This is a genomic window from Streptomyces cavernicola (assembly GCF_029968035.1).
GTDB classification, from domain to species: Bacteria; Actinomycetota; Actinomycetes; order Streptomycetales; family Streptomycetaceae; genus Streptomyces; species Streptomyces cavernicola.
Genome location: NZ_JASCIQ010000029.1, coordinates 32,094 through 57,125, shown reverse-complemented (window position 1 = coordinate 57,125; position 25,032 = coordinate 32,094). Strand labels below are relative to the sequence as shown.

General features: G+C 72.5%; 21 protein-coding genes. 8 read left to right on the top strand and 13 right to left on the bottom strand.

Annotated features, from left to right (window positions below; all coding sequences use genetic code 11):
- Nucleotides 1-48 precede the first annotated feature (48 nt).
- Nucleotides 49-708, bottom strand: a complete 660-nt coding sequence (gene infC, locus QIS96_RS25245; protein ID WP_282545082.1) for a translation initiation factor IF-3 — start codon at nucleotides 706-708, stop codon at nucleotides 49-51.
- A gap of 418 nt (nucleotides 709-1,126) precedes the next feature.
- Between infC and QIS96_RS25240 the strand changes: the two genes are divergently transcribed.
- Nucleotides 1,127-1,498 (top strand): DUF1844 domain-containing protein, encoded by a 372-nt coding sequence (locus QIS96_RS25240; protein WP_282545029.1) that lies wholly within the window; start codon nucleotides 1,127-1,129, stop codon nucleotides 1,496-1,498.
- A gap of 18 nt (nucleotides 1,499-1,516) precedes the next feature.
- Here the strand turns inward: QIS96_RS25240 and QIS96_RS25235 are convergent, their stop codons facing one another.
- Genes QIS96_RS25235 through QIS96_RS25225 form a run of 3 tightly spaced genes read right to left on the bottom strand, consistent with a single transcriptional unit; the run spans nucleotide 1,517 to nucleotide 4,345 of the window.
- On the bottom strand, nucleotides 1,517-2,254 hold the full coding sequence (locus QIS96_RS25235) for an SseB family protein (protein ID WP_282545028.1): 738 nt from the start codon (nucleotides 2,252-2,254) through the stop codon (nucleotides 1,517-1,519).
- A gap of 25 nt (nucleotides 2,255-2,279) precedes the next feature.
- The gene (gene mycP, locus QIS96_RS25230; protein ID WP_282545027.1) at nucleotides 2,280-3,485 is read right to left on the bottom strand and encodes a type VII secretion-associated serine protease mycosin; all 1,206 of its coding nucleotides are present in this window, start codon (nucleotides 3,483-3,485) and stop codon (nucleotides 2,280-2,282) included.
- Nucleotides 3,482-4,345, bottom strand: a complete 864-nt coding sequence (locus tag QIS96_RS25225) for a hypothetical protein (RefSeq protein ID WP_282545026.1) — start codon at nucleotides 4,343-4,345, stop codon at nucleotides 3,482-3,484. Before QIS96_RS25225 ends, mycP begins: the two co-directional genes overlap by 4 nt.
- A 925-nt stretch (nucleotides 4,346-5,270) precedes the next feature.
- On the opposite strand from QIS96_RS25225, the gene QIS96_RS25220 reads away from it, so the two are divergent.
- On the top strand, nucleotides 5,271-6,479 hold the full coding sequence (locus QIS96_RS25220) for an amino acid deaminase/aldolase (protein ID WP_282545025.1): 1,209 nt from the start codon (nucleotides 5,271-5,273) through the stop codon (nucleotides 6,477-6,479).
- Between the two features lie 18 nt (nucleotides 6,480-6,497).
- On the opposite strand, the gene QIS96_RS25215 is transcribed toward QIS96_RS25220, so the two are convergent.
- The 4 genes from QIS96_RS25215 to QIS96_RS25200 all read right to left on the bottom strand — a co-directional run bounded on the left by QIS96_RS25215 (nucleotide 6,498) and on the right by QIS96_RS25200 (nucleotide 11,017).
- Nucleotides 6,498-7,391, bottom strand: coding sequence for a DUF2510 domain-containing protein (locus QIS96_RS25215; protein WP_282545024.1), 894 nt, complete (start codon nucleotides 7,389-7,391; stop codon nucleotides 6,498-6,500).
- A gap of 97 nt (nucleotides 7,392-7,488) precedes the next feature.
- Complete coding sequence (locus QIS96_RS25210) at nucleotides 7,489-8,271, bottom strand: 3-oxoacyl-ACP reductase (RefSeq protein ID WP_282545023.1); 783 nt, start codon at nucleotides 8,269-8,271, stop codon at nucleotides 7,489-7,491.
- A complete protein-coding gene (locus QIS96_RS25205; protein ID WP_282545022.1) occupies nucleotides 8,268-9,647 on the bottom strand; it encodes an aldehyde dehydrogenase family protein in 1,380 nt (459 codons plus the stop codon). Before QIS96_RS25205 ends, QIS96_RS25210 begins: the two co-directional genes overlap by 4 nt.
- Before the next feature lie 8 nt (nucleotides 9,648-9,655).
- Nucleotides 9,656-11,017 (bottom strand): glutamine synthetase family protein, encoded by a 1,362-nt coding sequence (locus QIS96_RS25200; RefSeq protein WP_282545021.1) that lies wholly within the window; start codon nucleotides 11,015-11,017, stop codon nucleotides 9,656-9,658.
- Nucleotides 11,018-11,094: 77 nt separating this feature from the next.
- Between QIS96_RS25200 and QIS96_RS25195 the strand changes: the two genes are divergently transcribed.
- From QIS96_RS25195 to QIS96_RS25185, 3 genes are all read left to right on the top strand, one after another.
- On the top strand, nucleotides 11,095-11,832 hold the full coding sequence (locus QIS96_RS25195; protein WP_282545020.1) for a FadR/GntR family transcriptional regulator: 738 nt from the start codon (nucleotides 11,095-11,097) through the stop codon (nucleotides 11,830-11,832).
- A gap of 734 nt (nucleotides 11,833-12,566) precedes the next feature.
- Complete coding sequence (eat, locus tag QIS96_RS25190) at nucleotides 12,567-14,030, top strand: ethanolamine permease (protein WP_282545019.1); 1,464 nt, start codon at nucleotides 12,567-12,569, stop codon at nucleotides 14,028-14,030.
- A 19-nt stretch (nucleotides 14,031-14,049) separates the two neighbouring features.
- Nucleotides 14,050-14,733, top strand: coding sequence for a gamma-glutamyl-gamma-aminobutyrate hydrolase family protein (locus QIS96_RS25185; protein WP_282545018.1), 684 nt, complete (start codon nucleotides 14,050-14,052; stop codon nucleotides 14,731-14,733).
- Nucleotides 14,734-14,750: 17 nt separating this feature from the next.
- Here the strand turns inward: QIS96_RS25185 and QIS96_RS25180 are convergent, their stop codons facing one another.
- The gene (locus QIS96_RS25180) at nucleotides 14,751-15,791 is read right to left on the bottom strand and encodes a LysR family transcriptional regulator (protein ID WP_282545017.1); all 1,041 of its coding nucleotides are present in this window, start codon (nucleotides 15,789-15,791) and stop codon (nucleotides 14,751-14,753) included.
- Nucleotides 15,792-15,861: 70 nt separating this feature from the next.
- Here QIS96_RS25180 and QIS96_RS25175 point away from each other — a divergent pair, with 70 nt between their 5' ends.
- Complete coding sequence (locus tag QIS96_RS25175) at nucleotides 15,862-17,013, top strand: TDT family transporter (RefSeq protein WP_282545016.1); 1,152 nt, start codon at nucleotides 15,862-15,864, stop codon at nucleotides 17,011-17,013.
- Between the two features lie 14 nt (nucleotides 17,014-17,027).
- Here QIS96_RS25175 and QIS96_RS25170 read toward each other — a convergent pair whose 3' ends face one another.
- The 4 genes from QIS96_RS25170 to QIS96_RS25155 form a co-directional block, all read right to left on the bottom strand.
- A complete protein-coding gene (locus tag QIS96_RS25170) occupies nucleotides 17,028-17,753 on the bottom strand; it encodes a helical backbone metal receptor (protein WP_282545015.1) in 726 nt (241 codons plus the stop codon).
- A 7-nt stretch (nucleotides 17,754-17,760) separates the two neighbouring features.
- Nucleotides 17,761-18,306 (bottom strand): helix-turn-helix domain-containing protein, encoded by a 546-nt coding sequence (locus QIS96_RS25165; protein ID WP_282545014.1) that lies wholly within the window; start codon nucleotides 18,304-18,306, stop codon nucleotides 17,761-17,763.
- A 601-nt stretch (nucleotides 18,307-18,907) separates the two neighbouring features.
- A complete protein-coding gene (locus QIS96_RS25160) occupies nucleotides 18,908-21,529 on the bottom strand; it encodes an ABC transporter permease/substrate binding protein (RefSeq protein WP_282545013.1) in 2,622 nt (873 codons plus the stop codon).
- Nucleotides 21,522-22,787 (bottom strand): quaternary amine ABC transporter ATP-binding protein, encoded by a 1,266-nt coding sequence (locus QIS96_RS25155; protein WP_282545012.1) that lies wholly within the window; start codon nucleotides 22,785-22,787, stop codon nucleotides 21,522-21,524. Before QIS96_RS25155 ends, QIS96_RS25160 begins: the two co-directional genes overlap by 8 nt.
- Nucleotides 22,788-23,146: 359 nt before the next feature.
- Between QIS96_RS25155 and QIS96_RS25150 the strand changes: the two genes are divergently transcribed.
- Nucleotides 23,147-24,061: a 5'-3' exonuclease gene (locus QIS96_RS25150; protein WP_282545081.1), complete on the top strand. Its 915-nt coding sequence runs from the start codon at nucleotides 23,147-23,149 to the stop codon at nucleotides 24,059-24,061.
- A 48-nt stretch (nucleotides 24,062-24,109) separates the two neighbouring features.
- The gene (locus QIS96_RS25145; protein WP_282545011.1) at nucleotides 24,110-24,973 is read left to right on the top strand and encodes a siderophore-interacting protein; all 864 of its coding nucleotides are present in this window, start codon (nucleotides 24,110-24,112) and stop codon (nucleotides 24,971-24,973) included.
- Nucleotides 24,974-25,032 lie beyond the last annotated feature (59 nt).

Sequence of the window (25,032 nt, the reverse complement as noted above, 5' to 3'; positions counted from 1 at the left end):
TCGGTTGCATCCGGGACGGTCCTGGGGCGTGCGCCCCAAGGTCTCGGATCAGGCCTCGGCGGGTTCCTCGGCGGAGTCCTCGACGGGCTGCTCGCCCGCCTGCTCGTCCGCGGCGCGGTCCCGACGGGTCGTGGTGCCCGGCGCGTCCGCCTTGCGGGCGGCCTGGGCTTCACGGGCCTCGGCCATCGCCTCGGTCTTCTTCTTGTGCGGACCGAGGACCATGATCATGTTTCGGCCGTCCTGCTTCGGGTTCGACTCGATGAACCCGAGGTCCTGAACGTCCTCCGCGAGGCGCTGCAGCAGTCGGAAACCGAGCTCCGGCCGGGACTGCTCGCGACCACGGAACATGATCGTGATCTTGACCTTGTCGCCCTGCTTGAGGAACCGGACGACGTGACCCTTCTTGGTGTCATAGTCGTGCGGGTCGATCTTCGGCCGGAGCTTCATCTCCTTGATGACCGTGTGCGCCTGGTTCTTGCGCGCCTCACGGGCCTTCATGGCCGACTCGTACTTGAACTTCCCGTAGTCCATGAGCTTGCACACGGGCGGACGGGCGTTCGCCGCGACCTCTACGAGATCGAGGTCGTACTCCTGCGCAAGCTCCAGGGCCTTGGCAAGCGGAACAATCCCGACCTGCTCGCCGCTGGGACCGACAAGTCGCACCTCGGGAACGCGAATCCGGTCGTTGATGCGGGGCTCGGCGCTGATGGATCCTCCTCGGTAGCACCACGCGACGGCCTGGCGGACTGCCGCGTAACGTCTCTTTTCGTAAGACCTAACCGCGCCGGCGCAAGAAAAATGCCCCGGAGACGATCACATGCGGGGCTCCATCACTTACCGGAGCACCGCCGCGACGCACGCGGGGCGCAGAAGACCGCCACTCGGGGTGGCCGTCGGACCGGTGACCCGCCGCCCTGGGGGCGGTCAGGTGGGAGAGCGGAGCCTCCACTTGTGGGCCGGGCGACTGGTTCTTCAGCGAGGAAACAGACATGACCGGCCGGTCGGTTCACCAGCATACCAGCGATCGGGGGTGCGGCAGCCACGCCAGGGAGCAGCGCCTAGGCTGGTCCGGCCCCGGCAGTCGCCGGGCCCCTCTGTAGCAGCAGCCAGGAAGTAGAAGCAAGCCATGAGCGACGCGATCCCCGCCCCCGGCGAAGACACCTCCGCCGACTTCGACGCCATGACCCGTGACATCGCGGAGGTCCCCGCGGTCGAGGTGATCGTGACGGTCGCGGTCAACCTGATGAGCGCCGCCGCGGTGAAGCTCGGCCTCACCGAGGAGGGCGACGCGCACAAGGACCTGGACGAGGCCCGCAAGCTGGTGCACGCCCTGGCCGGTCTGCTCGACGCGAGCACGACGGAGATCAGCTCGTTCCACGCCGCTCCCCTCAAGGACGGCCTGAAGTCGCTGCAGCTGGCGTTCCGCGAGGCGTCGCTCGTGCCGGACGAGCGGGGTCAGGGTCCGGGCGAGAAGTACACGGGCCCGGTCTTCGGCTGACGGATCACACGCGCGGGGTCACGCGCGTACGTAGAGGGGCTCGCCCGGCGGCGTCGCCTCGGCGGGCAGGAGTGCCAGGTCGAGGCCGCGCACCAGGCGGGCCCTCAGCGTTTCGTCGGCGGCGACGGCCTCGGCGATGCGGCGGGCGGCCTCGGCGGGCGCCGCATCGGGCCCGAGGACGAGGGCGAGGGTGCCGTCGGCGCTTCCCGGGCCGAGGTGGGCGCGGAGCACGGCGGGTTCGGCGGCGACGATCGCGCGTACCGCCTCGGTGACGGCGGGGTCGGCGAGCGGGTCCGTGGAGGAGCGGCCCTCGGCGACGGCGAGCAGGGCGGGGCGCGGGAGTTCGAAGGGCACGGGGCCCGCGACGTCGAGGACGATCGTGTCGGCCTTCTCGTGCACGGCGGCCTGCAGGGCCTGGTGCAGGGGTACGGCGACGGGGCGGGCCTCGGGGTCCCACAGGGCGAGGGCCTCGGTGGAGGTGAAGGCGGGCAGGGCGCTGCGGTCGCCGGCCTTGAGGATGGGCACGGCCATGTCGCTGGTCTTCTCGCGGCGGAGGCCGTTCTCGTCCTCCTCGACTTCGCCGAGCACGGCGACGACGGGGACGAGGAGGCGAGTGCCGGGCAGGTGCTCCAGGACGGCGCGGCCGTTCTCGGGGGTGCGCTCGGCGGCCCAGGCGGCGAGGGCCGCGCTCAGCTTCGGGTCGGCGGTGCCGTCGTCGTCGGAGAATCCGGAATCCGGGATGTTCTTGTTCGCCACGGTCGTCGACCCTACCGGGGGCGGTTCAGTACGTATCGCGGCGGCCGCGCCAGAGGACGACGGCGGCGACGAGGCAGACCGCGCCGAGGCTGCCGGCGAGGGGGCCGAGCCAGGCGGCGGTGGAGCCGTCGGGGTCGGCGTCCGGGCCGCTGCCGAAGTACTTGTCCTGGTACGCCGCGGGGCGGAGCTTCTCGGGCTTGAGTTTGCCGCCCTCCTCGATGGCGGCGGCGGGGTCGACCAGGCCGTAGCCGCGGGAGTCGTCGCGGCCGCCGTCGGGGGAGTCCCGGGCGGTGTCCTCGAGGAGCTGCTTGATCTGGGCGGGTGCGAGGTTGGGGTGGGCGGCGCGGACCAGGGCTGCGGCGCCGGAGACGAAGGCGGAGGCGGCGCTGGTGCCCCAGCCGCGGTAGTACTCGCGGTCCGGGTCGGCTATGACGATGTCCTTGCCGGGGGCGCTGACCGTGGCGTACCAGCGGCGGGTGGAGAAGGGGGCGCGGCTGCCGTAGCGGTCGACGGCGGCGACGGCGATGACGCCCGGGTAGGCGGCCGGGTAGGAGATGTGGTCGCCCTTCTCGCCGCCGTTGCCGGCGGAGGCGACGACTACGACGCCTTTCTTCAGGGCGTACTGGACGGCGGCGTCCTCGGTGGGGTCGGCGTGGGCGGACTCGCTGTCGTCGCCGAGGGAGAGGTTGATGACGTCGGCGCCGTTGTCGGCGGCCCAGCGGATGCCTTCGGCGAGGGCGCCCGCGCGGGAGGAGCGGGCCTTCTTCCGGGACTTGTCGCCGTCTTCGAGGATCACGCGGACGGGCAGGATCTCGGCCTCGGGCGCGATGCCGAGCACGCCGTTCTCGTTTCCGGGGCCATGGCCGTGACCTGCGATGATGCCGGCCATGGCGGTGCCGTGACGGGCCCAGGGGCGGTCGCCTCTGGCGGCGCCGAAGCCGATCATGTCCTTGCCGGGCAGGACGCTGCCCTGCAGGTCGGGGTGCTGCTCGTCGACGCCGGTGTCGAGTACGGCGACGGTCATGCCCGCGCCTCGGGTGCGCTCCCAGGCCTCGGCGGTGTGCAGGGCGGCGAGGCCCCACTGCTGAGTGCGGATCTCGTCGGCGCGGGCGGTGGCGGCGGGCAGCAGGGCGAGCGCGGCGGCGGCGAGGAGCGTGCCGCCCTTGCGCAGCGGGCCGATGCGGCGGGCGTCCGGGGCGGTGCTCGTACGGGTTCTCATGCGGGTGCTCATGTGCGGTCCTCCGACGCCGCCTTCGCCGTTTTGCGCAGGGTGCGCTCGATCTGGTCGGCGAGGCCCTTCGCCTCGTGGCCGAGGCCGGACTGGGCGGGGGTGCTGGTGGCGCCGGACTCCATGGCCTCGGCGGCGGGCTCGGGCTCGGAGATCTCGCGGCCGTCGGCGAAGCCGGAGACGGCGTAGACGACGACGGGGGCGTCGGTGAGGATCGAGACGGTCCAGCTGGCGCGCTGCTCGTTCCCGAAGCCGGCGGCGACGGTGCCCTTCTTCGCGTACGGCCGTGGCATCAGGTCGTCGCGCTGGTCCAGGCCCTCTTCGGTGAAGCGGGTGCGCAGGGAGCCCATGGAGGCGGCGTCGGCCTTGGTGAAGAGCATGCCGACGGTGGTGACGTGGCTGCGGGTGGCGTCGGTGTACGTGGCGCGCAACAGCCGTTCGCAGCCCACGGGTTGGAGTGCCTTGCGCAGGAGCGGGTCGAGCGCGTTCCGGCAGTCGGTGTCGGGGGCGACGGCGATCCGGGTCCAGACGCGGTCTGCGCCGCCGGGGCCCGCGCCTTCGCCCTTGACGCGGGGTGGGAACAGGGCGTCGACCTTCGCGTTGTGCCAGGCCTCGCCGGCGGAGGTGAAGACGCGCTCGGCGCTGGGGGCGCCGTCGGCCTCGCCGGTGAGCCAACTCCCGGTCACCGCACCGGTGATGAGCCCGAACCCGACCACGAGGCAGGCGGCGACGGTGGCGAGCCGGGGCTTGCTGCGCGGCGGCACGGGGCGCAGCTGCGCGGTCCGGTCGTCGAAGACGGCGGGCCGCCCGAAGTGGATCGGCGGACCGGCATGGGGCTGCGGCGTGAGATCGACGGAACCCACGGGCCGACGGTGCGCGGCGGGGGGCGGCGGGGCCATGGGCGGCGGGGCCATGGGGCGCGGGGGGGGCGTGCCCTGCGGGGGCTGGGGCTGCTGCAGGGGTTGCGTGCCTTGCGGGGGCTGTGGGGCCTGAGGCTGCTGCAGGGGTTGCGTGCCTTGCGGGGGCTGTGGGGCCTGAGGCTGCTGCAGGGGTTGCGTGCCTTGCGGGGGCTGTGTCGGCTGGGGCTGCTGCGGGTGCCGGGGCGCTTCGGGGGGCAGGGGTGCGGAACCTGCGCGGCGCACCGGCTTCTCGCCGGGGGCCGGGGGCACGGGCCGCAACTGCGCGGTGGTCTCGCTGGGGCGCGGGGCGGGGGCAGTGGGCTGCGTCGGGATACGGCCCGTGGTGTCGGGCCGGGGCACACTTCCGTCGCTGCCGTTGCCGCTGCCGTTGCTGCCGTTGTCGTTGCTGGTGGAGGCGGCGGGCGCGGGCCCCGACGGAGGTGCGGCCGGGCTCGCCGGGCCACCCGCGCGCGGAGCGCCCGTAGGCACCGGACCGGGCGAAGGCACAGAGGCGGGAGCAGCGGGGGCGGCAGCCGCAGATGACGGCCCAGACGGCTCAGCCGAAGGGTTCGGGCGCTGTCCGGCACCGGGTTCCGTGCGCGGCGGTTCGTCGGGGAGGCGGGTGGCGGGGTTGGGCGGGGGTGGGGAGGAGGGGCGCGGAGGGATGCCGGTGCTGCGCGCGTCTGTGCTCATGCACCCCCCGTCCTCGAGCGCGGGCTCTGTTCGAACTCCGTCGGGGACACCCCTCGGAGACCGGCCCGTTCTTCCCTGCCTGCGCGTCACTCTACGGGCTGATGCAGGTCGGGCGGGAACCCGCCCGAGGGCCGCGGGGGGATCTGTCCGGATCATCCCCCTACCCCTGAGTAGAGCGGTCTGGCAGGCTGCGCCCATGACGGCTCTCGCTGCAGATCGCGCCCGTTACGACCGGGCCACCGCCCACCTCGACGCCCCCGTCGCCATCGTCGACGTGGAGGCCTTCGACGCCAACGCCGCGGACCTCGTCCGCCGGGCCGGCGGCAAGCCGATCCGGGTGGCGAGCAAGTCGGTGCGCTGCCGTGCGCTGCTCGAACGGGCCCTGGCGAAGGACGGGTTCGCGGGGATCATGTCGTTCACGCTCGCGGAGTCGCTGTGGCTGGCGCGTTCGGGCTTCGACGACGTGCTGCTCGCGTACCCGTCCGCGGACCGTGCGGGCTTCGCGGAGCTGACCTCCGATCCGAAGCTGGCGGCGGCCGTCACTGTGATGGTGGACGACCCGGCGCAACTGCGGCTGATCGACGAGGCGCGGGACGGCGACCGCGGTCGTGAAGAGGTGCGCGTCTGCCTGGAGTTGGACACGGCCCTGAAGCTGCTCGGCGGGCGGGTGCGGATCGGGGCGCGCCGCTCGCCGCTGCACTCCCCCGCGCAGGTCGCCGAGTTGGCGCGGTCGGTGGCGCGCCGGCCGGGGTTCCGGCTCGTGGGCGTGATGGCGTACGAGGGGCATGTGGCCGGGGTGGGCGATCTGCTCGCCGGGCGGCCGGTGCGCTCGCGGGCGATCCGCGCGATGCAGGCCGCGGCACGGCGGGAGTTGGCGGTGCGGCGGGCTGAGGTGGTGCGCGCGGTGCGTGCCGTGGAGCCCGGCCTGGAGTTCGTGAACGGCGGCGGCACGGGCAGTGTGCAGCACACGGCGGCGGAGGCCGCGGTGACAGAGATCGCGGCGGGCTCGGGCCTGTATGTGCCGCGGCTCTTCGACAACTACACGTCGTTCAGCGGCCGTCCGGCGGCGCTGTTCGCGCAGCCGGTGGTGCGCAGGCCGGGTGTGGGCGTGGTGACGGTGCTCGGCGGCGGCTATCCGGCGTCCGGCGTCGCGGGCCGGGACCGGCTGCCGGTGCCGTATCTGCCGCAGGGCCTCAGGTACGACCCGCAGGAGGGCGCGGGCGAGGTGCAGACGCCGCTGCTCGGCTCGCCCGCGGACGACCTGCTGATCGGCGACAAGGTGTGGTTCCGGCACGCCAAGGCGGGCGAGCTGTGCGAGCGCTTCGAGGAGCTGCACCTGGTCGAGGGCAACCGGATCGTGGAGACGGTGCCGACGTACCGCGGCGAGGGCCGGACGTTCCTCTAGCCCCCCCCCGTACGAAGGTCAGCGCGTCGCGCGGATGCCGTCGGTGATCTCGTCGATGGCGGAGAGCGGCGGTCCTGCGGGCCCCGCGTCGAAGGCGAAGCGGACGACGACCATGCTGCCCGCGCCGCCCGAGGGCGGCGGGAAGGCGAGGGACTGCACGTATCCGCCGGGGCCCGAGGCGGTGGTGACGCGCCAGCGCACGAAGTACCCCTCGCCGCCCGCGACCCGCACCCGCCCGGCGTCGACCTCGCGGTGGTCCTTCATGCCGTTGTACGGCCTGCGGCCGGCGGCGTCGCGGTCGTACGCGCGCTCCGCGGCCTCGGCGATGTCCTGCTCGGCGACGCTGCGGGCGGAGGAGCCGTCGTCGACGGTGACGGAGTACGTGCCGACCCGGCCGTGCCGGCAGAAGCCGCTGGTGCCTGGGCAGTCGTAGTCGTCGTCGGTGACCGCGGTGGGCACCCGGTCGACGGGGCGCTCGGCGCGCTTCCAGCCGTCGAGGAGGGGCAGCGAGACGCCGTTCAACTGGTCGACCAGGCGGTTCGGGTCGCCGGTCGGGCCGGCCGTGGTGGGCGTGGGCTCGGGGGTGGTGGGCTCCGGGTCGGTGGGCGTCTCCGAGGCCGTGGCGGTGGGCTCGGGGCCAGGGCCGGGACCGGCGCCGTGCTCACCGCCGAGGACGAAGGCGCCGGTGACGATCGCTGTGACGAGCACGACTCCGGCGGCGCCGAGGGCGACGACCTTGGCCCTGCCGGACGCCTCCCCGCTCCGGGCGGCGCTGTGCGGGGCGCCCACGGGGACCGTGCCGGGCAGGCCCGCGGCGCGGGTGTGCTCGGTCCACGCGGCACCGTCCCACCAGCGCTCGACGTGCGGCGCGGCGGGGTCCGGGTACCAGCCGGGCGGGGTCGTCATGCTCATCCGCCCACCTTAAGTCGGGCGCCGCGCGGCGGGGAGAGAGCCCTCGGGCGCCGTACCGGCCGGGCCTCGGCCCGTACGACGCCCGCCGGACCAGGGCCTACAGCGGGGTGACGTACGCGCCCGCGATGCCGCCGTCGACGAGGAAGTCCGTGGCGTTCACGAACGAGGAGTCGTCGCTGGCGAGGAACGCGACCGCCGCGGCGATCTCCTCGGCCTCGGCGAAGCGGCCCACCGGGACGTGCACGAGGCGGCGCTCGGCCCGCTCCGGGTCCTTGGCGAACAGCTCCTGCAGCAGCGGGGTGTTGACCGGGCCGGGGCAGAGCGCGTTGACGCGGATGCCCTCGCGGGCGAACTGCACGCCGAGCTCGCGGGACATGGCGAGGACGCCGCCCTTGGACGCGGTGTACGAGATCTGCGAGGTGGCCGCACCCATCCGCGCCACGAACGAGGCGGTGTTGATGATCGAGCCGCGGCGCTGCTCGCGCATGTACGGCAGAGCGGCCTTGCAGCACAGGTAGACGGAGGTGAGGTTGACCTCCTGGACGCGCTTCCACGCCTCCAGGCCGGTCTCCAGGATCGAGTCGTCGTCGGGCGGGGAGATGCCGGCGTTGTTGAAGGCGACGTCGACGCTGCCGTACGTGTCGTACGCCGTCTTGAACAGGGCCTCGACCTGTTCGCCGTCGGTGACGTCGACCTGTACGAAGGTGCCGCCGACCGCCTCCGCGGCGGCCTTGCCCGCGTCCGGGTCGATGTCGGCGCAGACGACGTTCGCGCCCTCGGAGGCGAGCCGGCGGGCGGTGGCGAGGCCGATGCCGCTGCCGGCTCCGGTGACGACGGCGGTACGGCCGACGAGGCGGCGGCAGAGGGGCTGTTCAGTCACTGTGCGGAACCTTCCGTGCTGATGAAGACGTTCTTGGTCTCGGTGAAGGCGGTGAGGGCGTCGGGGCCGAGCTCGCGGCCGAGGCCGGACTCCTTGTAGCCGCCGAAGGGGGTCCAATAGCGCACGCTGGCATGCGAGTTGACGGACAGGTTGCCCGCGCGGACGGCCTGCGAGACGCGGATCGCACGCCCCGAGTCGCGGGTCCAGATCGAGCCGGAGAGGCCGTACTCGGTGGCGTTGGCGAGCCGGACCGCGTCGGCCTCGTCCTCGAAGGGCAGGACCACGGCGACGGGCCCGAAGACCTCCTCGGCGGCGACGGGCGCGGCCTCCTCGACGCCGGTGACGACGGTCGGCGGGAACCAGAAGCCGGGCCCCTCGGGCGCGCCGCCGGTGACGGTCTCCAGGTCCCCGGTGACGTACGAACGCACCCGCTCCAGCTGGACCTTGGAGATCAGCGGACCCATCTGGGTTTTCTCGTCGCCCGGGTCGCCGACGACGACCTGCTCGATCGCGGGGCCGAGCAGCTCCATGAACCGGTCGTACGCGGAGCGCTGCACGAGGATGCGGGTGCGGGCGCAGCAGTCCTGCCCGGAGTTGTCGAGGAAGGACATGGGGGTGGCGGCCGCCGCCGCTTCCACGTCCGCGTCGGCGAAGACGATGTTGGGGCTCTTGCCGCCGAGTTCGAGGGTCACGCGCTTCACGCGGTCCGCGCACCGGGCCATGATCTGCTTGCCGACGCGGGTGGAGCCGGTGAACACGATCTTGGCGACGCCGGGGTGCTCGACGAGCGCGTTCCCGGTGACGTGCCCGGCGCCCGGCAGGACCTGGAAGAGGTGCTCGGGAAGGCCTGATTCCAGGGCGAGTTCGGCCAGGCGCAGGGCGGTGAGCGGGGTGGTCTCGGCGGGCTTGAGGAGGACGGCGTTGCCGGCGGCGAGCGCGGGCGCGGTGCCCCAGGCGGCGATCGGCATCGGGAAGTTCCAGGGCGCGATGACGCCGACGACGCCGAGGGGTTCGAGGAGCGTGACGTTGAGGCCACCGGGTACGGGGATCTGACGGCCGCTCAGGCGCTCCACTCCCCCGGCCGCGTAGTCGAGGAGGTCGCGGACGTTGCCGGCCTCCCAGCGGGCGTTGCCGATGGTGTGCCCGGCCTCGCGGACCTCCAACTGGGCGAGTTCTTCCAGGTGTTGGTCGACGGTCGTGGCGAAGCGGCGCAGGGCGCGGGCCCGGTCGGCGGGCGCCAGGGCGGACCACTTCTGCTGGGCGGCGGCGGCCCGTGCGACGGCCGCGTCCACCTCCTGCGCGCTGGTCGCCGGGACCGTGGCGACCAGCTCTTCGGTGGCCGGGTTCAGTACGCGGTGCTCGTACTCGTACGACAAAGAGGGCCTCACATGCGTTCGAAGGAGCGGCGCAGCTCCCAGTCGGTCACCGCGGCGTCGAACGCGTCGAGTTCGACCCGCGCCATGTTGCGGTAGTGGGCGACGACTTCGTCGCCGAAGGCGGCCTTGGCGATGGGGCTGTTCTCCCAGAGTTCGGCGGCCTCCCTGAGGGTGGTAGGGACGTGCTCGAAGTCCGCGGTGTACGCGTTGCCGGGGCAGGCCTCGGGGAGTTCGAGCTTCTGCTCGACGCCGTACAGACCGGCTGCGACCAGGCCCGCGACCGCGAGGTGCGGGTTGACGTCGCCGCCGGGCAGCCGGTTCTCGAACCGCATCGAGCGGCCGTGGCCGACGACGCGGAGCGCGCAGGTGCGGTTGTCGTACCCCCAGGCCACGGCCGTCGGCGCGAACGAGCCGGCCTGGAAGCGCTTGTACGAGTTGATGTTGGGGGCGTAGAGGAGGGAGAAGTCGCGGAGGGCGGCGAGCTGCCCGGCGAGGAAGTGCCGCATGACCGGCGACATGCCCTCCTCGTCCCCCGGCATGGCGTTGTTGCCGTCGGCGTCGGCGAGCGAGAGGTGGATGTGGCAGGAGTTGCCCTCGCGCTCGTTGAACTTGGCCATGAAGGTGAGGGAGACGCCCTCCTGCGCGGCGATCTCCTTCGAGCCGGTCTTGTAGATGGCGTGCTGGTCGCAGGTGACGAGGGCCTCGTCGTAGCGGAAGGCGATCTCGTGCTGGCCGGGGTTGCACTCGCCCTTCGCGGACTCGACGGTGAGCCCGGCGCCCGCCATCTCGTTGCGGATACGGCGCAGGAGCGGCTCGACGCGGCCGGTGCCGAGGACGGAGTAGTCGACGTTGTACTGGTTGGCCGGGGTCAGGTCGCGGTAGTTCGCGTCCCAGGCCTGCTCGTAGCTGTCCTTGAAGACGATGAACTCCAGCTCCGTGCCGACCTGCGCGCTGTAGCCGAGCTCGGCGAGGCGGTCCAGCTGGCGGCGGAGGATCTGGCGGGGCGCGGCGACCACCGGCGAGCCGTCGTTCCACGCGAGGTCGGCGATCAGCATCGCGGTGCCCTCGTTCCAGGGGACGCGGCGCAGCGTGTCCAGGTCCGGGACCATCGCGAAGTCGCCGTAGCCGGTCTCCCAGCTGGACATCGCGTACCCGTCGACGGTGTTCATCTCCGCGTCCACGGCGAGCAGGTAGTTGCAGCCCTCCGTGCCGTGCTCCAGGACGTCGTCGAGGAAGAAGCGGGCCGCGAACCGCTTGCCCTGCAGGCGGCCCTGCATGTCCGGGAAGGCGAGGACGACGGTGTCGATCTCACCGCTCGCGACGAGAGCACGCAGCTCCTCGACCGAGAGCGGCGGTGTGCGGTCTGCCACGGGGGTCTCCTCCTTGGGCGGTCCGGAGGCTTTAAGGTATGCACGAGAACCATTCCTTGGGAAGGGGGAAACGCGCGATGTCCACGACCGGGTCGACCGGCGCGGGAGCACAGCGGCTTCCGCAGGTGCTGCGCCCCGTGCGCGCGGGCAACGGCTTCGAGGAGGCCCTGGAGCAGATCCTTCAGGTGGTCCGCCTCGGGCTCGTGCCGGCGGGCGAACGGCTGCCCGCCGAGCGGGAGTTGGCGGAACAGCTCGGCATCAGCCGGGTCACGCTGCGCGAGGTGCTCAAGGTGCTGCAGGACCAGGGCCTGGTGGAGAGCCGGCGCGGGCGGTACGGCGGCACGTTCGTACTTCCCCGGGAAGGGGGCGCGGGCGAGGACGAGTTGCGGCGGCGCCTGAAGGACGTGGACCTGGAGGACGTGCTGCGGTTCCGCGAGGTCCTGGAGACGGGCGCGGCGGAGCTGTGCGCCGCGCAAGGGCTGCCGAGGGAGCAGGAGGACCGGCTCCTCGACGCGCTCGCCGCCACGCAGGACGCTCCGCTGACGGACTACCGGCGGCTCGACACGCTCTTCCACCTCACGCTCGCGGAGCTCTCCGGGTCGCCCACGCTTGCCGGGCAGTACGCGGCGGTACGGGCCACGGTGAACGACCTTCTCGACTGCATACCGCTTCTTGTGCGCAACCTGGAGCACTCGCAGCAGCAGCATGCGGCGCTGGTGGCGGCGGTCCTCGACCGTGAGCCCGGGGTGGCCCGGCAGGTCATGCGGGAGCACTGCTGCGGCACGGCGGCGCTGTTGCGGGGGTTTCTGGCGTAGGTTCCGTGGCCCGCCCCGCCCCGTCGACTCTGCGCACGCCGATCGCCCTCCGGGCTCGTTTCCCCACCCCGCCCCTTCCCGAAAGACTGCCGTCGGCAACGGGGGCCCCGCCCCCGGACCCCGCCTCGGGACTGCCGCCCCTGAACCCCGCTTCGGAGCTTCGCCCCCGGACCCCCACCACGGGGCTCCGCCCCGGGGGCCAGCCCCCGGAACCCCGCTTCGGGGCTTCGCCCCGGACCCCGACCCCGGTCGTTGTTCGGGTGCTGCGCCGTCGTGGTCGCTCGCGCAGTTCCCCGCGCCCCTATCGGGTCGCAGATCCAGCCCCTTGGGGGCAGAGTCCTCATCAAGGAGCGCGGGGCTGTCACATTCGCGGCTCCGCCGCGCGGGCGCGACCAGCCACAACGGCGCAGCACCCGAACAACAGCCGGGCCCTTGGGGGCGGAGCCCCATCAAGGGGCGCGGGGCTGTGACATTTGCGGCTCCGCCGCGTGGGCGCGATCAGCCACAACAGCGCAGCAGCCAACCCACAACCGGGATCCGGGGCGAAGCCCCGAAGCGGGCCTCAGGGGCGGCGACCCCGGAGCAAGAGCCGGGGGCGCAGCGCCGGAGTCGGCCGCTGAGGCCTTCGGGGAAGGGGCGGGGAGGGGAAAAAGGTGACCAGAGGGCTTGCGCCGCCCCCACCACCCCCGCAAAGGTATGGAACCATTCCATTGGCGAATGCGGGGAGCCCTGCCATGACGCAAGCACGGCCCGAGCAAGAACGCACCACCGCCCCACCCGGCCCCGCCACAGGCGACGACTACCTGGAGCGCCGGGCGCTGCGCCGCGGCAGCGCCGGCTGGGTGCTGCTCACCGGACTCGGCGTCGCGTACGTCGTCTCCGGCGACTTCTCCGGCTGGAACTTCGGCCTCGCGGAAGGCGGCTTCGGCGGCCTCGCCGTGGCGACGGTGCTCATGGGCGTGATGTACACGTGCATGGTCTTCTCCCTCGCCGAGCTCTCCTCGATCCTGCCGACCGCCGGCGGCGGCTACGGCTTCGCGCGGCGCGCCCTCGGCCCCTGGGGCGGCTTCCTCACGGGCACCGCGATCCTCATCGAGTACGTGCTCGCCCCGGCGGCCATCTCCATCTTCATCGGCGACTACGTCGAGTCCCTCGGCCTGTTCGGCCTGGAGGCGGGCTGGCCGCTGACCCTCGCCTGCTTCGCGATCTTCATCGGGATCCACCTCTGGGGCGTCGGCGAGGCGCTCCGGTTCAGCTTCGCGGTGACCGGCATCGCGGTGGCCGCGCTGCTCGTGTTCGCGGTCGGCGCGTTCGCCGAGTTCGACGCGTCGGGCCTGAACGACATCAAGCCGGACCCGGCCGCCTTCGGCGCCAACTCCTGGCTGCCGTACGGGATTCTGGGCATCTGGGCGGCGTTCCCGTTCGGCATGTGGTTCTTCCTCGGCGTCGAGGGCGTGCCGCTGGCCGCCGAGGAGACCCGGAACCCGGCGCGCACGCTGCCGAAGGCGATCCGCTGGTCGATGCTGATCCTGGTCTGCCTCGCCCTGCTGACGTTCTTCGCCTCGGCGGGCGCGCGCGGCTCCGCCGCCATCCAGTCGGCCGGCAATCCGCTGGTGGAGGCGCTGCAGCCCGACGGCGAGCCGACCACGCTCAGCCGGATCGTCAACTACGCGGGCCTGGCAGGCCTGGTGGCGTCGTTCTTCTCCCTGATCTACGCGGGCTCGCGCCAGCTCTTCGCGCTCTCCCGCGCCGGCTACCTGCCCAAGTTCCTCTCCCTGACCAGCCGCCGCAAGGCCCCCTACCTGGGGCTGCTCGTGCCGGGCGCGATCGGCTTCGCCCTCGCCGCGGCCAGCGGCAACGGTGCGCGCATGCTGAACGTCGCGGTCTTCGGCGCGACCATCTCGTACGCCCTGATGTCGCTCTCGCACATCGTCCTGCGCCGCCGCGAGCCGCAGCTCAGCCGCCCCTACCGCACCCCCGGCGGCGTCCTGACCTCCTCGGTCGCCCTCGTCCTCGCCTGCGCGGCGCTGGTGGCGACGTTCCTGGTGGACGTGGTGGCGGCGTTCATCGCGCTGGGGGTGTACGTGGTGGCCATCGCGTACTTCGGGTTCTACAGCCGTAAGCATCTGGTCGCGCAGGCGCCCGAGGAGGAGTTCGCGGCGCTCGCCGCGGCCGAGGCAGAGTTGGAACGGAACTAGTGGCGAAGGAGTGCCTGTCGTGACGAGGCCGTTGATCGGGGTCAGCACCTATCTGGAGGCGGGTGCGCGCTGGGGCGTGTGGGAGCTGGAAGCGGCGCTGCTTCCGGCCGGCTATCCGCGCCTGGTGCAGTCGGCGGGCGGCGTCGCCGCGATGCTGCCGCCGGACGACCCGGCGCACGCGGCGTCCGTGGTCGCGCGGCTCGACGGCGTGGTGATCGCGGGCGGCCCGGACGTCGAGCCGGTGCGGTACGGGGCCGCGACCGAGCCGCGCACCGGCCCGCCGGACCGCGCCCGCGACGCCTGGGAACTCGCCCTGATCGAGGCCGCGTTGGCGACCGGTAAGCCGCTGCTCGGCATCTGCCGCGGCATGCAGCTCCTGAACGTGGCCCTGGGCGGCACCCTCGTCCAGCACATGGAGGGCCACGCCGTGCAGAAGGGCGTCTTCGGCAGCCACCCGGTGAAGCCGGTGCCGGGCACGCGGTACGCCGCGATCGTGCCGGACGAGGACCACGTACCGACGTACCACCATCAGGCCGTGGACCGTCTCGGCCGGAACCTGCTGGCCTCGGCGCACGCGGCCGACGGCACCGTGGAGGCCGTCGAACTGCCCGGCCCCGCATGGGTGTTGGGGGTGCAGTGGCATCCGGAGATGGGGGTGGATCTGCGGGTGATGCAGGCGTTGGTGGCGGCCTCCGGCGCATAGCACGGCAGATCGCGGGCCTACTGGACCCGCCGGGTCAGCGACAACAAGTCCCGCCCCGGCCCCGTGGGCCGCTGCCCCGACCGCCACACCGCGCGCAGCGCACGCCGCAGGTCGACGCCCTCGACGGGGATCTGGATGAGCCGGTGCGCGGCCAGCTCCTCGGCGACGGCCAGTTCGCTGAGCACCGCCGGGCCCGCGCCGCTCGCGACGGCCGCCTTGAGCGCGGTGGTGGAGGTGAGTTCGAGGAGCGGCGCGGCCAGGCCGCCATGCTCGGCGAGGGCCGCGTCCAGGACCTCGCGGGTGCCGGAGCCCTCCTCGCGCAGGATCAGTGCGGTGGCGGCGAGTTCGGCCGGGGCCAGCGGGGTGCGCCGCCGCGCCCACGGGTGGTCGGGGCCGACGACCACGACGAGCCGGTCCCGGGCGACGACCGCGCCGCGCAGGCCGCGCGGCGCCGTGAGCCCCTCGACGAAGCCGAGGTCGGCCTCGTCGGCGAGGAGCCGCTCCACGACGGCGGCGGAGTTCCCGGAGAGCAGCGACACCGCCGTGTCCGGCCGCTCCCGGCGCAGCGCTATCAGCCAGCCCGGCAGCAGATACTCGGCGACGGTCATGCTCGCCGCGACCCGCAGCCGGGAGTCGCGCCGGTCCCGCAGCGCCTGCGCGCCCGCGTCGAAGGCCTCCGCGGCCTCGACGACGCGGCGCGCCCAGTCGGTGACGAGCACGCCCGCGTCGGTGAGCCGCGAGCCGCGCGGCGAACGCTCCACCAGGCCGACGCCCAACTGCCGCTCCATGGCCCTCACCCTGCTGCTCGCGGCGGGCTGGCTGATGCCGAGCTCGGCGGCGGCCCGGCCCAGGCTGCCGAGGCGTGCGACGGCCAAGAGGAGCTGCAGCGCGCCGAGTTCGGGCACGCGGTGGGCGAGGTGCGCGTCCCCCGCGGAAACCCCGGCGGGGCCCCCGGCAGGGCCCCCGGCAGGACCCCCGGTGAGGCCGCCGCCCTGCGCACCGCCCCCTGCATCGGCTTCCGTCACGCCCGCCGCACCGTCTTCCCGCCTGTTGCTCATAACTCCAGCTTATGCCCTCATAGACGCATACCCCCTGGTGAGGGCATGAAAGCGGCGAGACGCTGAGGTCATGGCAAGCTACGCGCACCCGCAGCACCTTCCCTCCCCCGCACTGGCGGCGGACCGCAGGACCACCTCTCCCCTGCGCCACCTCGGCCCCAACTGGTACGCGGCCGTCATGGGCACCGCGATCGTCGCCTCGGCCGGGACGGCGCTGCCCGCGCCGGTGCCGCACGCTGCCGCCGTCGCCGTGTGGGCGCTGTCCGCGCTGCTGCTCGCCGCCCTGCTCGTCGCCCGCGCCGGACACTGGCTGCACCACCGGGACCAGGCCAGGGCGCATCTGCTCGACCCGGCGGTGGCCCCGTTCTACGGCTGCCTGTCGATGGCGTTGCTCGCGGTCGGCGGCGGCACCCTCACCGTCGGCGCCGAGGTGCTCGGCGAGCGCACGGCCGTCGCCGTCGACCTCGCGCTGTTCACGGCCGGCACCGCGCTCGGCCTGCTCGCGGCGGCCGCGATCCCGTACCTGATGGTGGCCCGGCACAAGGTCGCCCCGGGCACGGCGTCGCCGGTGTGGCTGCTGCCCGTGGTGGCGCCGATGGTGTCCGCCGCGCAGGGGCCGCTGCTGCTTCCGTATCTGCCGGCCGGGCAGTGGCAGGAGGCGATGCTGCTCGGCAGCTACGCGATGTTCGGCCTGAGCCTGCTCGCCACGCTCCTGATGCTGCCGCTGATATTCGGCCGGCTCGTGGTGCACGGCCCGCTGCCGCTCGCCCTCACGCCCACGCTGTTCCTGGTCCTCGGCCCGCTCGGCCAGTCCACGACCGCCGTCAACTCCCTTGCCGACGTGGCCCCGGACGCCATCGGCGGCTCGTACGCGGGCGCCTTCGAGGCCTTCGCGGTGGTGTACGGGGTGCCGGTGCTCGGCTTCGCCCTGCTGTGGCTGGCGCTCGCGCTCGCCCTGGTGGTGCGGGCGGCCCGGTCCGGTCTCGGGTTCAGCATGACGTGGTGGGGCTTCACGTTCCCGGTCGGCACGTGTGTCACGGGCGCGGCGGGTCTGGCCCGGCACACCGGCCTGGCCGCGTACGAGTGGCTGGCGACCGGCCTGTACGTCTTCCTCGTGGCCGCCTGGGTGGTCGCCGCGATCGGCACGCTGCGCGGCCTCGCCTCGGGCCGCCTCCTCACCGCCCCGACTCCGGCCCCGGCTCCGGCCCCGGCAACGGCCTGATCCACCCCCGCCAACTACCGTACGGCTGAACGTAGTTGCTCCAAGAGCACCCGTGGAGCCGTCACGAGCGAAGGCCCGTACCAGGTGAGCCGGCGGCCGTCGACGAGGGCGGCGGGCAGGCCGGGGAACGCCTCGGGCCCGTCCTCGGCAGTGAAGCGGTACGGCTCGTCCGGCAGGACCGCCAACTCCGCCCCCGACGCCCGCAGTCGGTCAAGGGGGATGCGGGGGTAGCGCTCCGCGTGCCCCGCGTACACGTTGACGACGCCGAGCCGGGCGAGCAGATCGCCGGCGAAGGTGGCGCGGCCGAGGACCATCCAGGGGCGGCGCCAGATCGGCACGACGGCGCGGACGCCGAGCGGCTCGGGCGGCGACTCCCAGGCCGCCGCGGCCGCGTCGAGCCACTCCGGGCGCGCCAGGCCGCAGCCGTGCACGAGGACCCGGTCCAGTTCGTGCAGGGCGGAGGGCAGGTCGCGGATCTCGGTGACGAGGACGTCGAGCCCGGCGGCGCGCAGCGCGGCGAGGTCCGGGGCGCGGTTCTCCTCCTCGTTGGCGATGACCAGGTCGGGGGCGAGCCGGACGATGCCCGGCACGTCGGGGTTCTTCGTCCCGCCGACGCGTACGAGCCCCGCCGCGTCCAGCTCCGCCGGGTGGCTGCACCAGTCGGTGGCCCCGACAAGGAGGCCGGGCGCGCTGTGCGCCACCGCCTCGGTGAGCGACGGCACGAGCGAGACGACCCTCATCGCGGGCTCACTCCGGCTCCGCCTTGACGTGCTCGCCCACGGCGACGACGAGCACCCGCGTCTCGGGCACCTCGGCCCGCCACCGGTGCCGCACGCCGCCGGACAGGAACATCGAGTCGCCGCGCGCGAGCCGGTATGCCCGGCCCTCCGCCTCGACCTCGACGGCGCCCTCGACGACGTAGAGCAGCTCGTCGTTGCGGTGCTGGAACTCGCGGCCCGCGTCGTGGTCGCCGATGAACTCCAGGGCGTGCAGCTGGTGTCGGCCGTTCACGAGGAGGCGTGTGCTGGGCTCGGCGGTCTCGGGCTCGGCGCGGACCACCTCGACGGTGCGCTCCGCGTCGGCGGCCGAGAGCAGCTCCACGGCGGTCGTGCCGAGCGCGTCCGCGACCCGCTCCAGGGAGGCGCGGCTGGGCCGGGCCTTCTCGTTCTCGACCTGGCTGAGGAAGGGCACCGAGAGGCCGCTGCGCCCCGACACGGCGGCGAGCGTGAGGCTCAGCGCGCGGCGGCGGCGCCGGATGGCCACGCCGACCCGCGCGGATTCCTTGTCGTCCATGGTCCGGCCCCCCTCTGTCGCTTCGGTCCGATCCTGTCTCCGCACCCTACGCAAGCAGCGCGGCCCGCGCCCTGCCAATCGTGCGGCTGCTCCGGGCGCCCGGTGCAAACCGGCCGGGGTCGGACCGTACCGGCCGGAAGGGCGGCCCGTACACCGTCTGGTTCACCCTTCCAGTGTGCGCCAGAAGATCAGTTACCTGGCTGCGCGGCTGCCCCGGCCGCCCTCGGCTGCTTTTCGGCTGCCCCGCCGTCGCGGCCGCTCGCGCGCCTTGCCCCTCCCCGCCCCTTCCCGAAAGCCTGCGGCGCTGTGTTCTTCGGCTGCCCCGACGTCGTGGCTGGTCGCGCAGTTTCCCGCGCCCCTGTCGGGGCCCGTATCACCGACCCAATTCAGCCCTTCCGGCGTTTGAGATGGGGGTCCCCCTGCTCGAGCGAAGCCGAGAGCTTGGGGGAGGGGTCTGGGGCGGAGCCCCAGTTCGGGAAGGGGCGGGGAGGGGAGAAGCCCGCGGCGGCGGACAGGGCCCCGGAACGCCCCGAGGGGTGGGTTTCGCCTCAGGCCACGGGACCTGGGGAAACCCACCCCTCGGGAGTGTGTGCTGCCGGAACTACTGGATCGGCGCCATCCGGTCGACCATGCCCGGGTGGCCCTTCAGCCACGCGTCCACGGCCTCTTCCTCATGGCCCTTGCCGGCCTTCTTGATGTCGTTCTCCAGGCTGGCGAGCTCTTCCTCGCTCATCTTGAAGTTCTTCAGCCACTTGGTGAGCTGCGGGTACTGCTTCGGGAACTGCTTGCTGCCGACGTTGTAGAGCTTGTCGCCCTCGCCGAACAGGCCCTTGTCGTCCTTCAGCTTGGTCATGCCGTACTCGCTGTAGGCCCAGTGCGGCGTCCACAGCAGGACGGCGACCGGCTCCTTCTTGGCGTACGAGCGCTTCAGCTCGGCCAGCATCGCGGGCGTGGAGCCCTCGACGAGCTCGTACTCCTTGTCGAGGCCGTACCCCGGAAGGATCTTGTCCTTCATCGTGGTCATGATCCCGGCGCCCGGCTCAATGCCGATGATCCTGCCCTTGAACTCGCCGGAGCGACCCTTGAGGTCCTCGATGGACTTGACGCCCTTGACGTACGACGGGACCGCGATCTCCAGGGAGGTCGGGCTGTACCACGAGCCGAGCTTGGTCAGGTCCTTCTTGTGCTTGTCCCAGTACTGCTTCTGCGTGGTCGGCAGCCAGGCGTCGAAGTTGACGTCGAGGGAGCCCGAGGCGAGACCGGCGAAGACGGGGCCCACGTCGGACTGCTTGAGGTTCAGCTTGTAGCCGCGCTCCTCCAGGACGTGCTTCCAGAGGTACGTCACGGCGACGTCCTCGTCCCACGGGAACCAGGCCACGTTGACGGGGCGCGCGGCCTCGCCCTTGCCACCCTCGGTGGGCGCCTTCTTCTGGACCGGGGCGAGCTTGTCGACCAGGCCGGGGTTCTTCTTCAGCCAGGCGCGGACGGCTTCCTGCTGCTTGCCCTTGCCGGACTTGTTGATCTCCGACTCAAGGCTGGTGAGCTGCTTCTCGGTGAGCTTGAAGTCCTTCAGCCACTTGGCGAGCTCGGGGTTCTCGGCGCCGAAGCCCTTGCGGGCCACGGTGTGCACCTGGTCGCCCTCGCCCCAGGCGCCCTTCGGGTCCTTGAGCTTCTTCAGGTCGAAGTCGCTGTAGGCCCAGTGCGGCGACCACAGGGTGGTGACGATGGGCTCCTTCTTGGCGTACGCGCGCTTCAGCTCGGCCAGCATCGCGGGCGTCGAGCCGTCGACGACCTCGAACTCGCCTTCCAGGCCGTACTCCTTGAGGACCTTGTCCTTGAGGAGCTTCATCATGCCGGCGCTGGGCTCGATGCCGATGATCTTGCCCTTGAACTTCTTGCCCTGGCCCTTGAGGTCCTCGAGCGAGTCGATGCCCTTCATGTACGAGGGCACGGTGAGCTCCAGGGAGGTCGGGCCGTACCAGTCGCCCATGTCCTCCAGCTTGGTGCCGTACTTCTTCCAGTACTCCTCGTGCGTGGTGGGCAGCCAGGCGTCGGTCTGGAAGTCCAGCTGGCCCTGCGCGAGCGAGGTGTAGAGCGGTCCCGCCTCAAGCTGCTTGACCTCGGGCTTGAAGCCGCGCTGCTCCAGGATCTCCTTCCAGAGGAAGGTGGAGGCGACGCCCTCGTCCCACGGGATGTAGCCCATGGAGATCTTCTTGCCCTGGCCGACGTTGCTGCCGTCGCCGGCCGCCTCGGTCTCGGACTTGCCGACGAAGTTCAGGCCGCCCGCCACGAGGGCGAGGATCACGACGCCGACGACCGCGAACGCGGGGCGCGGGCGGTAGCTCCAGATCTTCAGGCCCTGCGCGGCGCGCGCCTTGGCGGCGGCGCGACGGCCGAGCGGGGAGACCTGGCTGCCGAGCGAACCGGTGATGCGGTCCAGGTAGATGGCGAGGATGACGATGGAGAATCCGGCCTCGGCGCCGAGGCCGACGTCGAGCTGGCCGATGGACTGGTTGACGTCGCCGCCGAGGCCGCCGGTGCCGACCATGCCCGCGATCGCGGCCATGGACAGGCCCAGCATGATGACCTGGTTGACGCCCGCCATGATCGTCGGCAGGGCCAGCGGGAGCTGGACGCGGAGCAGCGTGTTGCGCGGCGTGGTGCCGAACGCCTCGGCCGCCTCGACCAGTTCCTCGTCGACCTGGCGGATGCCCAGCTCCGTCATACGGACGCCGGGGGCCAGGGCGAAGATCAGGGTCGCGATGATGCCCGCGGACGCACCCATGCCGAAGAACAGGATGGCCGGGATCAGGTAGATCATCGCGGGCAGCGTCTGCATGAAGTCCAGGACGGGCCGGACGATTCCGCTGACGGTGTTGGAGCGCGCCGCCCAGATGCCCAGCGGCACCGAGACGACCAGGGCGATGATCGTGGCGACGAGCACCAGGGCCAACGTGATCATCGCGTTGTCCCAGAGTTCCATCGAGATGATCAGCCCGAAGCCGGCGAAGGTGAGCACACCGGCGAGCAGGCCGCGCAGCCAGAAGGCGATCACGGCGAAGATGCCGACGAGCAGCAGCGGCTCGGGGGCGGACAGGACGGCCACGATGCCGTCGTAGAGGCCGGTGACGACCGCCTTGACGGCGTCGAACAGCCAGTTCATGTGGTCGAGGAGCCAGGTGACTCCGCTGTTGACCCAGTCACCGAGGGGGACCCTAGGCATTGGCGGGCACCTCCTCGGCGTCGTCGGCGTCGCCTTCGTCGGGCTTCACGCCCTCGACGGCCTTCTCGTCCTGCTTCACGTCCGACTTCGCGTCTCCGGCGGACTTCTCGTCCTTGCCGGGCTTCGCGTCCTCGGGCTCGGCGGCCTTGAGGTCCGCCTCGTCGTGCTGCTTGGCCGGCTCCGTCGCCGCCTCGTCCCGCTGGTGCGGTACGGGGGCGGCCTCGGCGGCGCCGCCCTCCTCGCCGAGAGAGGCGAGCAGGCGGGTGCGCGTGACCTGGCCGACGACCTCGCCCGCGGCGTCAGCCACGGCGACGGGGGCCTCGGCGGCGGCGCACAGCGCGAACAGCTCGACCAGCGGGGTGTCCTTGCCGACCGTCGCGGGCGCGGCCGCGCGCACGGCGTCGGCGGAACCCTCGACCGGCTCCATGACCGCGCCGGCGGTGAGCACGCGGGACCGGTCCACGTCCTGGATGAAGGACGCGACGTAGTCGTTGGCGGGGCGCACGAGGATGTCCTCGGAGCTGCCGATCTGGACGATCCGGCCGTCCCGCATGACCGCGATCTGGTCGCCGAGGCGCATCGCCTCGTTGAGGTCGTGGGTGATGAAGACGATGGTCTTCTGCAGGGTCTTCTGCAGCTCCAGGAGCTGGTCCTGCATGTCACGGCGGATCAGCGGGTCGAGCGCGCTGAACGACTCGTCCATGAGCAGCAGATCGGCGTCCGTGGCGAGCGCGCGGGCCAGGCCCACACGCTGCTGCATACCGCCGGACAGCTCGTCGGGCCAGGACTTCTCCCAGCCCTCGAGGCCGCAGAGGCGCAGCGCCTCGGTGGCGCGCCGCTCGCGCTCCTTGCGCGGGACACCCTGCACCTCGAGCCCGTACGCGGCGTTCTCCAGAACGCTGCGGTGCGGGAAGAGGGCGAAGTGCTGGAAGACCATGCTGATCTTCTTCGAGCGCACGTCACGCAGCTTGCGCGGGGTGAGGTGCGTGATGTCCTCACCGTCGAAGAGCACCCGGCCCGCGGTCGGCTCGAGCAGTCCGTTGAGCATGCGCAGCAGCGTGGACTTGCCGGATCCGGACAGACCCATGACGACGAAGATCTGGCCCGGCTCGACGGTGAACGAAGCGTCGATCACCGCGGCGGTGGTGCCGTCGGCGCGGAGCTCGTCACGGTCGGCGCCGCTCTCGAGCCTGCGCACCGCGTCATCGGGTCGTCTGCCGAACACCTTGTACAGATGCTCAGCCTGCAGCCTGGACATAAAGCCTCTCGGTTCGTACGTCAGACGGCCCGCCTCCCCCGCCGGCGGGCCGTGGAGCGGCGCGGATTCCTCCCGCTCACCGTTTCAATCGGACTAGTTGAATCCGTCAATCGGTTCGCTCCGGCTTCGCGCCTGCCCTGGCCAACTGGCCTGAAACGCAAGAGTGTTCCAGCTCACAACGCTGGAGGTTCACGTTCCGTTTGCGTGCACGAACCCCTACGGTGCGTGATCGATTCGGGGTGGCGCGGTCGACGCGGGGGCACCACCGGCCCGACGCCGGACCACTGTCGGCTCGACGCCAGGGCACTGTCAGCGGGGTGCGGCATGATGCCCGTGTGACGCAGCAAACACGACGGCTCATGCTCCTCGACACCGCTTCCCTGTACTTCCGGGCGTACTTCGGCGTCCCGGAATCCGTGAAGGCCCCGGACGGCACCCCGGTCAACGCCGTGCGCGGGCTGCTCGAATTCATCACGCGCCTGGTCCTCGACCACCACCCCGACGAGCTGGTCGCGTGCATGGACGCGGACTGGCGCCCGCAGTGGCGGGTGGACCTGATCCCCTCGTACAAGGCGCACCGCGTGGCGGAGGAGGCGGAAGACGACGGGGACTCCGACTACACGGAGGAGATCCCGGACACCCTCTCCCCGCAGGTCCCGATCATCGAGGACATCCTGGACGCCCTCGGCATCGCCCGCATCGGCGCACAGGGGTACGAGGCGGACGACGTGATCGGCACGCTCGCAGCCCGCGCCACCGGCCCGGTCGACATCGTCACGGGCGACCGCGACCTCTACCAACTGGTCGACGACAAGCGGGAGATCCGCGTCCTGTACCCGATCAAGGGCGTCGGCACCCTGCAGGTCACCGACGAGGAGTGGCTGCGCGAGAAGTACGCGGTGGACGGCGCCGGCTATGTCGACCTGGCGCTGCTGCGCGGCGACCCGAGCGACGGACTGCCCGGCGTGCCCGGCATCGGCGAGAAGACCGCGGCCAAGCTGATCGCCCAGTTCGGCGACCTCGACGGGATCATGGCCGCCGTCGACGACCCGAAGTCGAAGCTCACTCCCACGCAGCGCAAGCGCCTGGACGAGTCCCGCCCGTATCTCGCGGTGGCGCCGAAGGTCGTCCGGGTCGCCACGGACGTCCCGGTCCCGGACGTGCCGCTCACCCTGCCCCGCGAGCCGCGCGATCCGGCGGCACTGGAAGAGCTCGCCGACCGGTGGGGCCTGACGGGCCGAGTGAAGCGACTTCTCTCCGTCCTCGAAGGCTGAGGTGTTAACTTAGGCTTACCTAAGCAATTCCTCGTCAGGGAGGCCTCCGTGGCAGAACGTCCGGCCCGTACAGCGCCGAAGGCCCACCTCGCGGAGGTGCTCCGCACGGAGCGGCTCACCCCGCACATGCAGCGGGTGGTGCTCGGCGGCCCCGGGCTCGACCGGTTCGAGGCGGGCGCGTACACCGACCACTACATCAAGCTGCTGTTCCCGGCCGCGGGCGTGAGCTATCCCGAGCCGTTCGACATCCAGCAGATCCGCGCGGACTTCCCGCGCGAGCAGTGGCCGGTGACGCGTACGTACACGGTGCGCGCCTGGAACCCCGAACTCCGCGAACTGACCGTGGACTTCGTGGTGCACGGCGACGAGGGCCTGGCCGGCCCGTGGTCCACCGCGGCCCGGCCGGGCGAGCAGCTCCGCTTCCTCGGTCCGGGCGGCGGGTACGCACCGGACACCGCCGCCGGCTGGCATCTCCTCGCCGGCGACGAGAGCGCCCTGCCGGCGATCGCCGCGTCCGTCGAGCAGCTGCCGCCGGGTGCGCGGGCACACGCCTTCGTCGAGGTGTCGGGCCCGGAGGAGGAGCGGTACGCCGCCGACTCCCCCGGCGCCGACCGCATCACGTGGCTCCACCGCGGCACCCGCCCGGTCGGCGAGGCCCTCGTCTCGGCGGTGCGCGCCCTCGACTTCCCGCCGGACGACGTCCAGGCCTTCGTCCACGGCGAGGCGGGCTTCGTGAAGGAACTCCGCCGCCACCTCCGCCTGGACCGCGAGATCCCCCGCGAACGCCTCTCCATCTCCGGCTACTGGCGCCTCGGCCACAACGAGGACGGCTGGCAGTCCGCGAAGCGCGAGTGGAACGCCCAGGTGGAGGCGGAACAGGAATCCCCCACCACCCCGGCAACGGCCGCCTGAACCACGCCTACGGCCCGAACCACTCCTGCGGGCGGGCCCGGACATAGCTTGGGCCTGGG

What these genes read in the sequence shown, in the direction of transcription:
- QIS96_RS25240 (WP_282545029.1), top strand. Translation starts at nt 1,127, where the DNA reads ATGAGCGACGCGATCCCCGCCCCCGGCGAAGACACCTCCGCCGACTTC.
- mycP (WP_282545027.1), bottom strand. Translation starts at nt 3,485, where the DNA reads ATGAGCACCCGCATGAGAACCCGTACGAGCACCGCCCCGGACGCCCGC.
- QIS96_RS25220 (WP_282545025.1), top strand. Translation starts at nt 5,271, where the DNA reads ATGACGGCTCTCGCTGCAGATCGCGCCCGTTACGACCGGGCCACCGCC.
- QIS96_RS25215 (WP_282545024.1), bottom strand. Translation starts at nt 7,391, where the DNA reads ATGAGCATGACGACCCCGCCCGGCTGGTACCCGGACCCCGCCGCGCCG.
- QIS96_RS25195 (WP_282545020.1), top strand. Translation starts at nt 11,095, where the DNA reads ATGTCCACGACCGGGTCGACCGGCGCGGGAGCACAGCGGCTTCCGCAG.
- eat (WP_282545019.1), top strand. Translation starts at nt 12,567, where the DNA reads ATGACGCAAGCACGGCCCGAGCAAGAACGCACCACCGCCCCACCCGGC.
- QIS96_RS25180 (WP_282545017.1), bottom strand. Translation starts at nt 15,791, where the DNA reads ATGAGCAACAGGCGGGAAGACGGTGCGGCGGGCGTGACGGAAGCCGAT.
- QIS96_RS25175 (WP_282545016.1), top strand. Translation starts at nt 15,862, where the DNA reads ATGGCAAGCTACGCGCACCCGCAGCACCTTCCCTCCCCCGCACTGGCG.
- QIS96_RS25170 (WP_282545015.1), bottom strand. Translation starts at nt 17,753, where the DNA reads ATGAGGGTCGTCTCGCTCGTGCCGTCGCTCACCGAGGCGGTGGCGCAC.
- QIS96_RS25165 (WP_282545014.1), bottom strand. Translation starts at nt 18,306, where the DNA reads ATGGACGACAAGGAATCCGCGCGGGTCGGCGTGGCCATCCGGCGCCGC.
- QIS96_RS25160 (WP_282545013.1), bottom strand. Translation starts at nt 21,529, where the DNA reads ATGCCTAGGGTCCCCCTCGGTGACTGGGTCAACAGCGGAGTCACCTGG.
- QIS96_RS25155 (WP_282545012.1), bottom strand. Translation starts at nt 22,787, where the DNA reads ATGTCCAGGCTGCAGGCTGAGCATCTGTACAAGGTGTTCGGCAGACGA.
- QIS96_RS25150 (WP_282545081.1), top strand. Translation starts at nt 23,147, where the DNA reads ATGCTCCTCGACACCGCTTCCCTGTACTTCCGGGCGTACTTCGGCGTC.